The sequence below is a fragment of the Erwinia sp. OLFS4 genome, from assembly GCF_002752165.1.
Classification (GTDB): Bacteria; Pseudomonadota; Gammaproteobacteria; order Enterobacterales; family Enterobacteriaceae; genus Izhakiella.
In genome coordinates, this window is record NZ_MOMB01000046.1 from 168,539 (window position 1) to 181,937 (window position 13,399).

The 13,399-nt window shown below is 49.3% G+C and carries 16 protein-coding genes; 7 read left to right on the plus strand and 9 right to left on the minus strand.

The window, feature by feature from the left end; all coding sequences use genetic code 11:
* Positions 1 to 12 precede the first annotated feature (12 nt).
* The 5 genes from rlpA (at position 13) to lipA (ending at position 4,706) form a co-directional block, all read left to right on the plus strand.
* Positions 13 to 1,098, plus strand: a complete 1,086-nt coding sequence (gene rlpA, locus BL249_RS08420) for an endolytic peptidoglycan transglycosylase RlpA (RefSeq protein ID WP_099707080.1) — start codon at positions 13 to 15, stop codon at positions 1,096 to 1,098.
* Between the two features lie 135 nt (positions 1,099 to 1,233).
* The gene (dacA, locus tag BL249_RS08425; RefSeq protein ID WP_099707081.1) at positions 1,234 to 2,445 is read left to right on the plus strand and encodes a D-alanyl-D-alanine carboxypeptidase DacA; all 1,212 of its coding nucleotides are present in this window, start codon (positions 1,234 to 1,236) and stop codon (positions 2,443 to 2,445) included.
* 115 nt (positions 2,446 to 2,560) lie between these two features.
* Positions 2,561 to 2,824: a DUF493 family protein YbeD gene (gene ybeD, locus BL249_RS08430; RefSeq protein ID WP_099707082.1), complete on the plus strand. Its 264-nt coding sequence runs from the start codon at positions 2,561 to 2,563 to the stop codon at positions 2,822 to 2,824.
* 86 nt (positions 2,825 to 2,910) lie between these two features.
* Complete coding sequence (gene lipB / locus BL249_RS08435) at positions 2,911 to 3,564, plus strand: lipoyl(octanoyl) transferase LipB (protein WP_099707083.1); 654 nt, start codon at positions 2,911 to 2,913, stop codon at positions 3,562 to 3,564.
* Between the two features lie 176 nt (positions 3,565 to 3,740).
* Positions 3,741 to 4,706: a lipoyl synthase gene (gene lipA, locus BL249_RS08440; protein ID WP_099707084.1), complete on the plus strand. Its 966-nt coding sequence runs from the start codon at positions 3,741 to 3,743 to the stop codon at positions 4,704 to 4,706.
* A 181-nt stretch (positions 4,707 to 4,887) separates the two neighbouring features.
* Here the strand turns inward: lipA and cspE are convergent, their stop codons facing one another.
* From cspE to BL249_RS19480, 3 genes are all read right to left on the minus strand, one after another.
* The gene (gene cspE, locus BL249_RS08445; RefSeq protein ID WP_139356369.1) at positions 4,888 to 5,097 is read right to left on the minus strand and encodes a transcription antiterminator/RNA stability regulator CspE; all 210 of its coding nucleotides are present in this window, start codon (positions 5,095 to 5,097) and stop codon (positions 4,888 to 4,890) included.
* A gap of 150 nt (positions 5,098 to 5,247) precedes the next feature.
* Positions 5,248 to 5,817 carry a lipid IV(A) palmitoyltransferase PagP gene (pagP, locus tag BL249_RS08450; protein WP_446717718.1) on the minus strand — a complete coding sequence of 190 codons (570 nt, stop codon included), beginning with the start codon at positions 5,815 to 5,817 and terminating at the stop codon, positions 5,248 to 5,250.
* Between the two features lie 562 nt (positions 5,818 to 6,379).
* Complete coding sequence (locus tag BL249_RS19480) at positions 6,380 to 6,475, minus strand: hypothetical protein (RefSeq protein WP_446717719.1); 96 nt, start codon at positions 6,473 to 6,475, stop codon at positions 6,380 to 6,382.
* 324 nt (positions 6,476 to 6,799) lie between these two features.
* On the opposite strand from BL249_RS19480, the gene BL249_RS08460 reads away from it, so the two are divergent.
* Positions 6,800 to 7,048 carry a hypothetical protein gene (locus BL249_RS08460; protein WP_099707087.1) on the plus strand — a complete coding sequence of 83 codons (249 nt, stop codon included), beginning with the start codon at positions 6,800 to 6,802 and terminating at the stop codon, positions 7,046 to 7,048.
* Positions 7,049 to 7,113: 65 nt separating this feature from the next.
* Here BL249_RS08460 and BL249_RS08465 read toward each other — a convergent pair whose 3' ends face one another.
* Entirely contained in the window at positions 7,114 to 8,232 is a 1,119-nt protein-coding gene (locus BL249_RS08465) for a hypothetical protein (protein ID WP_099707088.1), read from the minus strand.
* Positions 8,233 to 8,283: 51 nt separating this feature from the next.
* Between BL249_RS08465 and BL249_RS18735 the strand changes: the two genes are divergently transcribed.
* Positions 8,284 to 8,472, plus strand: coding sequence for a hypothetical protein (locus tag BL249_RS18735; RefSeq protein WP_143354808.1), 189 nt, complete (start codon positions 8,284 to 8,286; stop codon positions 8,470 to 8,472).
* Here the strand turns inward: BL249_RS18735 and gntT are convergent.
* The 5 genes from gntT to BL249_RS08490 all read right to left on the minus strand — a co-directional run bounded on the left by gntT (position 8,452) and on the right by BL249_RS08490 (position 13,230).
* Positions 8,452 to 9,768 (minus strand): gluconate transporter, encoded by a 1,317-nt coding sequence (gntT, locus tag BL249_RS08470; protein ID WP_099707089.1) that lies wholly within the window; start codon positions 9,766 to 9,768, stop codon positions 8,452 to 8,454. The two genes, BL249_RS18735 and gntT, sit on opposite strands and share 21 nt — an antisense overlap.
* Before the next feature lie 388 nt (positions 9,769 to 10,156).
* On the minus strand, positions 10,157 to 10,615 hold the full coding sequence (locus tag BL249_RS08475; protein WP_099707090.1) for an RcnB family protein: 459 nt from the start codon (positions 10,613 to 10,615) through the stop codon (positions 10,157 to 10,159).
* 227 nt (positions 10,616 to 10,842) lie between these two features.
* Entirely contained in the window at positions 10,843 to 11,049 is a 207-nt protein-coding gene (locus BL249_RS08480; RefSeq protein WP_099707091.1) for a helix-turn-helix transcriptional regulator, read from the minus strand.
* A 169-nt stretch (positions 11,050 to 11,218) separates the two neighbouring features.
* Positions 11,219 to 12,031, minus strand: coding sequence for a DUF6387 family protein (locus BL249_RS08485; protein WP_099707092.1), 813 nt, complete (start codon positions 12,029 to 12,031; stop codon positions 11,219 to 11,221).
* Positions 12,028 to 13,230, minus strand: coding sequence for a tyrosine-type recombinase/integrase (locus BL249_RS08490; protein ID WP_099707093.1), 1,203 nt, complete (start codon positions 13,228 to 13,230; stop codon positions 12,028 to 12,030). The genes BL249_RS08485 and BL249_RS08490 overlap by 4 nt, the downstream gene beginning before the upstream one ends.
* Positions 13,231 to 13,399 lie beyond the last annotated feature (169 nt).

Genomic DNA, 13,399 nt, shown 5'->3' on the forward strand with positions numbered 1-13,399 from the left:
GAGGACGCGGGCATGCGTAAGGATTGGCTTGGGGTTGGCCTGGCAGCATTACTGCTGGCGGCCTGCAGTAGCGAAGATCAGCAACAGACCGCCGCTCCGGCACAACAGGTCTATAACGGCCCGGTGATTGATATCCCCGGGGCGGAGCCCAAATATGAACCGCTAAATCCGTCGACCAGTCAGGACTATTCGGTTAACGGTAAAACCTATCATATTATTCGTCATCCCGATAACTACAGCGAAACCGGACTGGCCACCTGGTATGGTGATGAAGCCAGCGGTAACCGTACCGCTACTGGCGAAACCTTCGATCCCGACGCCTTCACTGCCGCCCATCCGACGCTACCGCTGCCATCTTACGTCCGTGTCACCAATCTGGCTAACGATCGGCAGGTCGTCGTGCGGGTCAACGATCGTGGTCCATACACCGCAGGACGGGTCATTGATTTGTCAGAAGGGGCGGCCAGGCGTCTGAATATCTCCGGAAACTCCCGCGTACGGCTCGACTATATAAAAGTAGCGCCTGACGGCACACTTTCCGGGCCGGGAACCCTCGGTACCCGGGTGATAAAACAGAGTTTTGCCCTGCCACCACGTCCGGAAATCGGTGCCAGTAGCGCGACACCCGCTGACGCCACGCCAGCTAGCGACGCCGCCATCAGCCATCCACCAGCCGCGCAATCCCTCTCCAGCCAGACAGAACAAGGCAATGATAACGGACAATCCCTTGCCCATAGTGGGGGCCTGCTGGGCGCACCGCAACCGCTCCCTCCGGGGGTACTGGAAGGCAGCGAAAATCAGAGCATTGCTACAGCCCGCCATTCACTGCCCCCGGCCTCCAGGTCAACAACGATGCCTGCCAGCAATGGTCACTATGTGGTTCAGGTGGGGGCACTGAGCGATCCAGCGCGCGCGCAGCAGTGGTTACAAAGCCTGAGCAAGCGCTTTGGCGTACCGGGAAAAGTTAACCACCAGGGGGCGGTTTATCGGGTGCAACTGGGTGATTTTCGCTCACGTCAGCAGGCCAGCGCGTTGCAACAGCGTTTACTGCAGGAAGCAAACCAGTCGTCATTTATTACCCAGGCTTCCGCCGGTTAACTGACCGCCCGTGACAGACTGTTTTTTATCTTATTTTGACACAACTGTTCAGTAAATACGGGTGCCTGGCGGGGGCGCTTTTGTTATAGTGAATCACTTTTTTAACCTTCTGCCATGGATGTTGTGCGCCTTAACATGAACATGCTGACCTCTTCCCGCTTTTTCAAACGCCTGACCATCAGTGCCCTCGTTACTCTCAGCCTCACTGCCGTCGCACAGGCTGATGAAGTAAATATTAAAACCATGATTCCCGGCGTACCGGATATTGACGCAGAAGCTTATGTCCTGATTGATTACAACTCCGGTAAAGTACTGGCAGAAAAAAATGCGGATGCCCGCCGCGATCCGGCCAGCCTGACAAAAATGATGACCAGCTATGTGATTGGTCAGGCGGTGAAAGCCGGTAAAATTCATCAGGATGACATTGTCACCGTCGGCAAAGATGCCTGGGCAACCGGCAACCCGGTGTTTAAAGGCTCCTCGCTGATGTTTCTGAAACCGGGCGATCGGGTACCTGTATCACAACTGACGCGCGGAATTGTTTTGCAATCAGGGAATGATGCCTGCGTTGCCATGGCCGATTACGTTGCCGGCAGCCAGGACGCATTTGTCGGTCTGATGAACAACTATGTCAAAGCCCTCGGTCTGCAAAATACTCATTTTCAGACTGTTCATGGTCTTGATGCCGAAGGACAGTACAGCACGGCGCGTGATATGGCGCTGATTGGCCAGGCGCTCATCCGCGACGTGCCGGATGAATATGCCGTTTATAAAGAAAAAGAATTTACCTTCAATAATATCCGTCAGCTCAACCGCAACGGCCTGCTGTGGGACTCCAGCCTGAACGTCGACGGCATTAAAACCGGTCATACTGCCGCCGCGGGCTATAATCTGGTCGCCTCGGCAACGGAAGGCCAGATGCGGCTGATTTCCGCCGTACTTGGCGGCCATACCTATAAAGGCCGCGAAACGGAAAGTAAAAAGCTGCTCACCTGGGGCTTCCGCTTTTTTGAAACCGTGGCACCGCTGAAAGCGGGCAAAGAGTTTGCTTCTGAGCCAGTCTGGTTTGGTCGCAGCGACCGTGCTCAGCTGGGTGTGGATAAAGACGTTTATCTGACCATTCCCCGTGGCCGCATGAAAGATCTCAAAGCCAGCTACACGCTGAGCAACAGCGAACTGCATGCGCCGCTGGCTAAAAATCAGGTGGTTGGCACTATTAATTTCCAGCTGGATGGTAAAACCGTCGAGCAGCGGCCGCTGGTCGTGCTGACAGAAGTGCAGGAAGGTGGTTTCTTTGGTCGCATCATCGACTATATTAAACTGATGTTCCATCACTGGTTCGGCTAACAGCAGCCAGGGTAAGCGTGCCGGCTTGATATGCGTGTACGCATCCCCATATTAAAACTATCAGTACACTCCCGCCCTCGCGGGAGTGTTTGTTTTTTGCGTCGCCGGAGTGATTATGAAAACCAAACTCAATGAACTGCTTGAATTTCCTTGCCCTTTTACCTACAAAGTGATGGGCGTGGCGCACCCTGAACTGGTTAACCGGGTGGTCGAAGTTGTTCAACGCCATGCGCCGGGTGATTACAGTCCGCAAGTGAAACCCAGCAGTAAAGGAAATTATCATTCCGTGTCCATTACCATTACCGCCACCCATATTGATCAGGTGGAAACCCTGTACGAAGAGCTGGGCAATATCGAAATTGTCCGTATGGTGCTCTGAACCACAGGAATGCCGGTAGCCGCGCTGGTTCCTCAGCCCTGCCGGCGTTATACTGCCGCTTTATGACTTCCTGACGGATATCCGCTTTGCAGGACAACTCTCTGATCGTTCGCCCGCTGGGGCTACAACCCTGGGCGCCTGTTTCCGATGCCATGCATCGCTTCACCGATCGACGCCATGCACATAGCGCCGATGAAATCTGGCTGGTGGAGCATCCCCCTGTGTTTACCCAGGGTCAGGCAGGAAAAGCAGAACACTTGTTGACCCCTGGCGACATCCCGGTAATGCAGAGTGACCGCGGTGGTCAGGTGACTTACCACGGTCCGGGCCAGCAGGTCATGTATGTGCTTATCAATCTGAAACGCCGGAAACTGGGTGTGCGCCAACTGGTCAGCGCGCTGGAAGAGACGGTTATCCATCTCCTGATGCACTGGCAGATACCCGCCGCCGCCCGGGCCGATGCGCCAGGGGTATATGTTAACCATCGCAAGATTTGTTCGCTGGGGCTGCGTATTCGCAACAGCTGTTCGTTTCACGGCCTGGCACTTAACGTCAACATGGACCTTTCCCCTTTTCTGAGAATAAATCCGTGCGGTTATTCTGGTCTGGAAATGACTCAAATCAGCGATTTTGTTCCCGGCATTACGCTGTCGGATGTGCAGCCATTGCTGGTGACTACCTTCGCGAAACAGCTGAACGTTAGTTCACTGCGCTGGCAGCACGATGGCCTGCCGTTTTAAGGCACGCTGGCCGCCAGGCTTTACAATTATGCAACATTAAATACCCCATTCAGGCTGAAAGTGCCTGGCGACAATGATATAATTTTTGCGCTTTTATAAAAAAAGTTGAAACCTGCTTAGCGACCAGTTTTTCGCCCTGTGGAAACAGCGCATGCCAAATCGGGACTTGTAATACTATGAGTAAACCAATTCAGATGGAACGCGGGGTAAAATACCGCGATGCGGATAAAATGGCGTTAATCCCGGTAAAAACCGTGGTAAGTGAACGCCAGGAACTGCTACGCAAACCCGAATGGATGAAAATTAAACTGCCTGCTGATTCCAGCCGCATCCAGGGCATTAAAGCTGCAATGCGTAAAAACGGCCTGCACTCAGTTTGTGAAGAAGCCTCATGCCCTAACCTGGCAGAATGTTTTAACCATGGTACCGCCACCTTTATGATACTCGGTGCCATCTGCACCCGCCGCTGCCCGTTCTGCGATGTCGCCCATGGCCGGCCGGTGGCCCCCGATGCCAACGAACCGCTTAAACTGGCCCAGACTATTGCCGATATGGGGCTGCGCTACGTGGTTATCACCTCGGTTGACCGTGATGATTTACGTGACGGCGGTGCCCAACATTTCGCCGACTGCATCAGCGCAATCCGCGAGAAAAATCCAGCCATCAAAATTGAAACCCTGGTACCGGACTTCCGCGGACGGATGGATCGCGCGCTGGAAATTCTTAATGCCTCACCGCCGGATGTCTTTAACCACAATCTGGAAAACGTGCCGCGCGTTTACCGGCAGGTTCGCCCCGGCGCGGATTATAACTGGTCCCTGAAGCTGCTGGAGCGTTTTAAACAGGCGCACCCGACGCTGCCAACCAAATCCGGTTTAATGGTCGGCCTGGGTGAAACCAACAGCGAGATTATTGAGGTCATGCGTGATTTACGTCGCCATGGCGTTACCATGCTGACGCTGGGACAATACTTACAGCCCAGCCGTCATCACCTGCCGGTTCAGCGTTACGTCAGCCCGGCTGAGTTTGATGAGATGAAGCAGGAAGCGCTGGCCATGGGCTTTACCCATGCCGCCTGCGGGCCTTTTGTCCGTTCGTCTTATCACGCGGATATGCAGGCTAAAGGAATGGAAGTGAAGTAAAGCCGTGGACTTTACGCTATCGCATTGCAGATAAACCTTGCCGCTGCATCAGGGTAGCGTTCACCGCATGCAACGCCGCCGCAGCGGATACGGCAAAACAACTACAGTTGACAAGCCACGTGGTCAATAACAGACATAAAAAAACCCGCCGGAAGCGGGTTTTCGGAATCTGACTGATAACTTACAGAGCGGTAACGTTAGCAGCAGAAGGGCCTTTGGCGCCGTTAGTGATTTCAAACTCAACACGCTGACCTTCAGCCAGAGTTTTGAAACCGTTGCTCTGGATGGCAGAGAAGTGAACGAACACGTCTTTGCTACCATCTTCCGGAGTAATGAAACCAAATCCTTTGGACTCATTAAACCACTTAACGCTACCTTTAATCTTGGACATCAATATTACCTTTACTTGAAAAATGGACACTCGTTTGTGTCACTTACTAGTACAGCAAGTTGGCTGGCTTTTGTCCAGTAATGAATCGCAAAAAAGTGATAAATACTGTTTTTTTCGCCTGAGGCACCCACTTATCTGCCGTCAGACAGTTCAAAACTGCCAGCGTAACCAGGCAAAATATACATTACCATTATTATAAGTGCCAGGAATATAGGTCATCTGAAAGGTGGCTGGCCCATAACCCACTGAAAACAATGGCAACAACACCGGAACCGGGATGTATTTCCAGTTATCACGCATTGTGGCGCCTACCGTATAACCGGCGCCAAGCCTGAAATTATCATCCTCAAGCGGACGCCAGATCTTTTCCCAGCCATAGCCTCCAATCGGTTCCCATTTATTGAAGGAATCTTTAAACGCCATCAGGTAAAGACCGTGCCAGTTGCCATTATCATCAAAACGAGAAACACCGCCACCGGCACCCCAGGGGCGCTCGTTGTAGCGGTCGGTATGCTCCCGATCGTAGGTCAGACGATTATGCCAGGTAATGGCTGGAATATAGAGATCGACATGCTGAGGTTGCTGCCAGGTCTGACTGATACCCCCGGTAAAATCAGACCAGAGACCTTTGATTGTTCCCGACGCGTTATGGCTGGCGTCGTTGGCCGCCTGCACGCCGGGTACAATAACCAGAAAAGTAGCAATAATATAACGTTTCACGATAGCAAGTTTTATACCGGTTAAAATGGAATCAGCGCCATGAGGGTTAATCAGTCAGCTCCCCGGGCACGACAGAATTAACCAATTTTTAAGCCGGTTCAACTTATTCCCATCGCCATTCAGACCTTTTACCTTATTTTACACGTTAAAAATGACCAAACCGCCTTGCCATCCTGTTTCCATCACGGTTAATTAGTCAGAATCATGAATACCAAAAAATATATAACTCATTGAATAATATAAAAACATAAAAATAAACATCGCGTTACTATTAAATAATGTTTAAGTATTTAGGCGCTATCTGATAGGATAGTTCTTATTTTTTCAATCCGGGGGCCGTTTCAGTATGAAATTATCATGCCGCCGCTGCGGAAGCAGCCGATTAGTGTTTCTCAGAGATCAGCAACGTGGCTATATCCATAGCGCTGTCTGTGCCTGCTGTCAAAAACCGTTAACCGCCGGGGATTGGAATCTTTTGCCGCAGATGGCAAGCGAAAACCTGCAGATAAGCAGCCCGGAACAGGATGACAATGTGTACAGGGCCGCTTTGAGCGAAATTAAATCAGAACAGTAGCTTAAACACGCCAGTAATGGTCAGCAGCCCCACGATAAAAATGATGGCGATAATCCAGAGTATAATTTTCATTGTCTCCCTCATCTATCCTTTCCAGTCAGTATTGATAGCCAGTGTGCGCTTTTCTGCATCACCGGCTGCATAAGTATAGGAAAAGATATTTATTCTGCCGCACGCGCTTTTTGACCAGCCGTTCCGGCAGCGATGCAGCGCACTTTCCAATAACGTAATCCATCAGCAAGCGACAAAAATTCAATACGCGATAGTGCCGTATTTACCCTGATGACCAAAGATGGGCTGGTTGGCAGACACACCCTGCCAGTCGGACTACACTTTTATCTTCAGACTTGGAAAAGTAAACGACCAACGACAGTCAGAGTGAATATCATCTGACGAACAGGAGGAGATATGAGCACTATCGATACCCGGATGGGCCGTTACAGCCTGAAAGCACAGGAAACAGAAAGCGGTCATATTCATGGCTTCATCGCGATTAATGATGAAGGTGGCCGGCCACTGACCCGTCAGGACTTTGCTGAACATTATCTTGATGATGTGATTAATAATGTCATCTTCCCGGTTACCGGCGGCAACCGGCATATTGCCGGTGCTCTGCGTGACCAGATGGTCAAAGCAGGATTTGAGCAGCCCCACTGATCTTTATAAGGCCAGCGGCACAACGCCCTGGCCTGTCTGAGTTACCTCTTTATGTCCAGCGGCACTCATCCTTCAGCCGTACCGGATGACGGGGCTTTGCTCAGGTCCTCACTGGGGTATGGTGTCACCGCCTCCCGGCGCATACGCCTGCTGACAACCAGAATCGGTGTCATCAGAAACAGTAAAATACTGGCGGACGCACCGGCCGTAATCAGACTGACTTTACCCGCCATACCGTTGCCCATGGTCATTCCCACCAGCAGCAATGACAGCATAAAAATAAACAGCGTTGTCAGACTAATTGGCCAGATATTCGCAACCGGCATATCGGTCAGCGCCATACTTACCGGTTGCGCCGCCAGCCGCGCCTCTTCCTGCTTTCGTACTATTTTTTCGCCAATGGCATTGAGATCCAAACAAGGAGCCAGAAAGTTTTCAAGCTGCTGTGGCGCGTACAGCTCATCAAAGATGTGCCTGACCGCTGGAAAATGCGCTGGCCAGTGGTGACTATGTACCCCATAAGTGGCCAGTGCCGGCAGCGTGATACGTGGCCACTGCAACAGCTGTAAATAGCGGTCATGTAACACTACCCAGCTTTGCCGGGTATTACCGCGCATCACATGGTAAATACGCATCCGATCAGCGGGTGGATAGTCCAGCTTACTCACCCTGGCCATAATATTGGGGATCTGTTTTTCCCGGCAGTAGCTGACCCGATTCTGCCCTTCAACGGCCAGCACCACCGCCAGCTGAGGAATAAAAAAATACGATGTACTATCCGCGGCATGCTGGCTGCTAAGATGCGCAGCCAGCCGGGCTTCGCTGTTGGCATTAAGATGCTCCGGCCACCAGCGCCAGCTACGGCCAATCACCCGCCCGGTAGGCACCTGAAAAACCCCCATGCTTTCGCTGTTGACAGGCTGCGGGGCAAATGGAAATATTTTGCTAAAAAAGGTCAGAGCATCATCCGGGCCATCCCATTCACCACTGGTTTCCAGCCCGTGCAGATTGGCCGTCAGACATCCCCAGCCGCTTTTTCCCAACAAATCTATCTGATATTTGGTGTCCGCAAGCCGGCTGCCCAGCGCCAGTATTTCCTGCGGAATGCCTTTCATCGCCAGCATGGGAATGCTGCTTTCACTTTCCGGCTCGCTCAGCTCCTTACTCTTCTGCTCAGTTTCCATGTTGCACGCCATCCCAAAATTGTCGTCAAACCTGAAACAGGACACGAAATAATGATGAAATACTTTTCTTCCTATCAATTGCCGTTATCGGCAGAGCGCGCCTTTTTTTTACAGGGCAGACAACAAAGTTTTTCATCAGCAGGTGAAACAACGCCGCACAGATTTGATAAGAAGCAACCGGAGGGGAACAGCGTGCGGACAATGCCGCACGCCTGGCGGTCAGACAACGTATTGCAGTAGCAGGGTGCCAATCAGACCACAAACGGCAATCACCGTCTCCAGTCCGGACCAGGAACGCATCGTTTCACCAATACTCAGGTTAAAATACTCTTTGAACAGCCAGAAGCCCGGGTCGTTAACATGTGAGAAAATCACGCTACCAGACCCCACCGCAATCACCATCAGCTCCGGGCTGGCGCCACTGGTGGCAATCAGCGGGGCAACAATACCACCCGCAGTAATTGCTGCCACCGTAGCCGAACCCAGCGCGATTCTCAAAGCGGCTGCAATCGACCAGGCCATCAGCAGAGGAGAAACATTACTGCCCTCCATCAGACCAGCAATGTATTTATCCAGCCCGCTATCAACCAGCACCTGTTTAAATGCTCCGCCACCACCAATAATTAGCAGCATCATGGCGATGATTTTAATGGAATCCACCAGGGTATCGGTGATCTGATCCATGGTGCGGCCGCGATTCAGGCCAAAGGTAAAAATTGCGATCAGCACCGCGATTAAGGTCGCCATAATCGGGTCACCGAAAAATTCCGCCCAGGCAAGAAACGGATGCCCCTTCGGCAGCATCATTTCCGCAATCGCCCGCAATGCCATCAGAATAACCGGAACCAGTGCCGTCCAGACGCTGACACCAAAGCCAGGCATCTCTTCTTCACTAAACTTTTTCGGGTTGTACAACCCTTCAGGGATCGGTTTATCGATACTTTTAAGGAAGCGGGTATAAACCGGACCGGCGAGAATAACCGTTGGTATCCCCAGCAGCGTGCCATACAACAATGTTTTACCCATATCGGCATGGAACAATGTGGCAATGGCCGTCGGGCCGGGATGCGGGGGCAAAAAACCATGGGTGACAGACAATGCGGCGGCCATCGGTACGCCAACATACAGTAACGGAACCCGGGCTGTAGCGGCAATAGTCAGCACCAGCGGAAGCATCAGCACAAAACCCACTTCATAAAACAGCGCAAAGCCGACGGTAAAACCGGTTAGTACAATTGCCCACTGTATCCGACGCTGACCAAACTTATCGATAAGCGTGGTGGCAATACGTTGCGCCCCGCCGCAATCGGCCAGTAATTTACCCAGCATCGCGCCGAATCCCATAATCAGGGCCAGACTGCCCAGCGTTCCACCGACACCATTTTTAATTGAACCAATCACTTTATTTACTGGCATTCCCTGCAGTATGCCCACTGCAAGCGCCACCAGTATCAGCGCAATAAAACCATTCAGCTTGAATCTGATCATCAGGACCAGCAGTAATGCAACGCCAATCGCAACAATGACTAATGGCATAATTTCCTCTCCGCAATGGGCCGTGGCGCGTTGCCCCTGTTTTATATGTTCCCGGCTTTTGCTACCGGAGACCCCTGTCAGGTGGTTGAAGTGTAGACAGCTTTAACACCGTTACGCGTAATATGTTAACGGTAACATGTTCAGACTAACATCCGGACATAACAGCTAATTTACATTCTGCGAACAAGATCAAACTTCTGCAACCCAACAGGCAGAGAAATTCCGCAGTTAAATAACGTTATCTGCTGATGCTCATCATCCCTGGCGGGTTGACTGCGCGCGGTAACTACCATGAGATAACAGGGAAGGTAAAAGAAAAAACGCTTCGGACAGGAGAAGATAGCGTCCTCAGCATCGGCGCCCGGTTCCACCGGGCGCCGATGGATAATCAGTGATGCAGCGCGCTGCTGAGAATAATCGAGGTAATGATGCCGGTCGCGGCAGCAATCAGCACATAGTTACCGTCAATATATGCCCAGTGTTCACCTTCCGGCGGCTGGCGTAACCCGCGTTCGCGCCAGTCATCCACCCGGTAACCATCCCGATAGTCTGGCGGCACAGGATGGCCACGCCGAAAATCATGGCCCTGCCAGGCAAAATGGTCACGCTCCTGATAATGACCACGCGGCGGCTGATGGTGCTCCCTGGCATCAACTGGCTGCGCATGAACCGCCGGACGGTTGTCGTGCCCCGCCCCCGGTTGTGAACCACGGTGATTATCCTGACCGTGTGAAGGCTGCCAGCGCGGGTCCTGGTCATGCTGTGGCCCGTCAGCCCGGCTGCTGGTGGCAAACAGCGCGTTAGCGGTAAACAGTGAAATCACGAATGCCAGCGTTGTCTTTTTCATCTTTTTATCCTCGTTGCGACGACGATTAAGGTCGTTACGGGATAGTGTGCACCCCGCGACTAAAAAACCTAGTTCTGACAATCCTAAAGCCGGCGTTTTACGGGTATCCATACCCGATATTTTGAAGAGCATCTCGAAACCTTTTAAAAAAAAGAGGTACGATTTTTTTGTAAAAAATTTAGTAAAATATGCACCTACCTTTGCATTTAAACTTTACAAAATAATATTTATTTACGAGACTCAATAACCCTTTCTAAAATCCACTGTTCGATCTCGGTCTCAATAAAAACCACAGCTCTTGAACCTAATTTGATAGGTTTAGAGAATCTATTTTCAGAAATCAATCGGTAAATCCATGCTTTCTTGTAACCAGTTTTATGTAGCACTTCAGGTAAGCGGATGAGTCGTGTGGTGCTTGGAGTTGCTGTATTCATGATTGTATCTCCTCGTCTGGTCGATGAGTTGATACTAATACCCAGCAGATAGGCTAATGAAGGGAGTTTTGGTATATAGAATTCTATGCGTTAATCGCTTGGAAAAAAGGGGGAGGAAAAAAATTAATTTTATCTCCCCCTTGCAAATTTAATTTAAACATGAAATCACTTACAGTAAACTTCTGAGTCCACTAAGAGGAATTCCCTCCATATGATTGTTTTTATTTATAAAATTCTCAATGCTTTTGCATGTCTCTCCAGACAATGCTTTCTCAGCTAAAGGACGATCAGTTTCCTTTAGTTGTTCTTCTCCTCGAATCTCATCTGTTAATCTTGGGTAAAGAATCCTTGATAGAACGGTATTCGTTAAGGCTATTTTTTTAAACTTGGCCCACAGAAGTAAGTCCATCATGGGTAGTATTCGATAATCTATAAGCTTGATGATTTTAGCCAATCCAAATTTTTCAATTTTGCTTTCTTTAATCTGATAATCGTCCCTCCAAACAGGAAGCATAACCTTTAGTGCATTTATAATTTCTTCATCGGAGGAGTTTTTAATGTCGAATGATATGAACAGCCTATTATCACTATCCTTTCTTATTACATCTTTCATAATAGAAGTTATAGGCTGAGACTTGATTTCGTTTTTAAGTTCTCCCGTTCCTTTTACAAAAGAATCAGGAGCAAAAAACTCAAGATTTCTCTTTAAACTTTCAATTTGTCTAAAACTTACCTGATGAATATGGCTGTTATTGTGGTTAGATAACCCTCCCATATTCATTGTTTGACTGATTAAGGGTTTTCCATCTAAGATCATTTCGAATGTAGTATCATCTCCTTCAAAGAAGTCCATTCCTTCAAATATATTCCTCCTGACTTGAAATTCTTTATAAAACTCCCTCAAAGATAATTTTTCTACATCCTGATAATTTTCAATATTGAACCATGACTGAAGCTCTCTGTTGATCTCGTTCACCTTCATTGCTTCACCTTTCCGAGCTTAGATTCAATTTTTAATTTATTGAGATAGTCGGCATACCATTGCATCATTTCACGACGACCTTCCAGATATTGAGCATGGTTGTAGGTGCCACGAATAGTATTTCTGTCGGCATGAGCAAGCTGTGTCTCTATCCATGCACTTTCAAAACCTTGCTCATGCAAAATCGTGCTTAAAGTATGTCGAAAGCCATGTCCTGTAGCCCTTCCTGCATAGCCGATCTTTTTGATTACCTGATTGATACTGGCTTCACTCATGCTTTTTCGTGAGTCATTTCTGCCGGGAAAAATAAATCTGAATCCGCCAGTATAACTTTTTAACTCTTCCAAAAGACCAATTGATTGCTGGGATAGAGGAACAATATGAGGTCTTTTCATCTTCATACGAGCCACTGGTATCTGCCACAGTCGTTTTTCGAAATCAATTTCTGTCCATTCTGCTGAACGAAGCTCAATCGTCCTGAGTCCAGTAAGCATAAGAAGTTGAGTAGCGATTTGAGTGATTTTACTTCCCGAATAGTTCTCCAGGTGCCTTTGGAACTCACCCAGTTCATTTACTGAAAGATGTGGAAAATGTTTTTGTTTTGGTGCTTTCAGCACACCTACCAGATCTGAGACTGGATTATGCTCTGCTCTGCCAGAAATGACTGCATATGTGAAGATTTGACGACATGCCTGGCGAGTTTTCTTCAGCTTATCAAGAACACCACGATTTTCCATTTTACGAAGAACATCGAGCATTTCCTTAGCATTGATCTCAGCAACAGGTCTTCTACCTATGTAGGGAAAGACATCCTTCCTCAGGTATTCAAGAATGTCATCAGCATAGCCCTCAGACCAGGAAGGTTTCTTATGTTCATGCCATTCAATGGCAATTAGTTCAAAGCTGTTGCTTACAGCCATAATCTTCGCTGCTTTGATATCCTGTTTTTGCTGGCTTGGATCGCCACCTTCAGACAGGAGTTTCTTAGCTTCAGATCGTTTGATCCTTGCTTCAGCAAGGGTAAGTATTGGATAGGTGCCAAAGACTACACGTTTTTCTTTACCTAAAATCCGATACTTAAGTCTCCAACTTTTTGTTCCATTGGGAAAAATTTCCAGATACATACCACCACCATCGGCAAGCTTGTATGATTTTTCCTTAGGCTTCGCAGAGTCGATTTGTCGAGCTGTAAGCTTCATTTGGGGGCATCCAGTTGATTGAACCTAGCAATGCCCCCTATCCTGCCCCCAATTGAAATAAGAACGCAATAGGTGACCTTGGACCAAACTGGACCACATAGAAGTGTTATATTCTGATTTAAAAGGAAAAAGTAGACTAGAACGGATGTTAATAGAACAAAAGATGGCA

Coding starts and splice junctions, on each gene's coding strand:
- rlpA (WP_099707080.1), top strand. CDS start 13: ATGCGTAAGGATTGGCTTGGGGTTGGCCTGGCAGCATTACTGCTGGCG.
- dacA (WP_099707081.1), top strand. CDS start 1,234: ATGAACATGCTGACCTCTTCCCGCTTTTTCAAACGCCTGACCATCAGT.
- ybeD (WP_099707082.1), top strand. CDS start 2,561: ATGAAAACCAAACTCAATGAACTGCTTGAATTTCCTTGCCCTTTTACC.
- lipA (WP_099707084.1), top strand. CDS start 3,741: ATGAGTAAACCAATTCAGATGGAACGCGGGGTAAAATACCGCGATGCG.
- cspE (WP_139356369.1), bottom strand. CDS start 5,097: ATGTCCAAGATTAAAGGTAGCGTTAAGTGGTTTAATGAGTCCAAAGGA.
- BL249_RS19480 (WP_446717719.1), bottom strand. CDS start 6,475: ATGAGGGAGACAATGAAAATTATACTCTGGATTATCGCCATCATTTTT.
- BL249_RS08460 (WP_099707087.1), top strand. CDS start 6,800: ATGAGCACTATCGATACCCGGATGGGCCGTTACAGCCTGAAAGCACAG.
- BL249_RS08465 (WP_099707088.1), bottom strand. CDS start 8,232: ATGGAAACTGAGCAGAAGAGTAAGGAGCTGAGCGAGCCGGAAAGTGAA.
- BL249_RS18735 (WP_143354808.1), top strand. CDS start 8,284: ATGATGAAATACTTTTCTTCCTATCAATTGCCGTTATCGGCAGAGCGC.
- gntT (WP_099707089.1), bottom strand. CDS start 9,768: ATGCCATTAGTCATTGTTGCGATTGGCGTTGCATTACTGCTGGTCCTG.
- BL249_RS08475 (WP_099707090.1), bottom strand. CDS start 10,615: ATGAAAAAGACAACGCTGGCATTCGTGATTTCACTGTTTACCGCTAAC.
- BL249_RS08480 (WP_099707091.1), bottom strand. CDS start 11,049: ATGAATACAGCAACTCCAAGCACCACACGACTCATCCGCTTACCTGAA.
- BL249_RS08485 (WP_099707092.1), bottom strand. CDS start 12,031: ATGAAGGTGAACGAGATCAACAGAGAGCTTCAGTCATGGTTCAATATT.
- BL249_RS08490 (WP_099707093.1), bottom strand. CDS start 13,230: ATGAAGCTTACAGCTCGACAAATCGACTCTGCGAAGCCTAAGGAAAAA.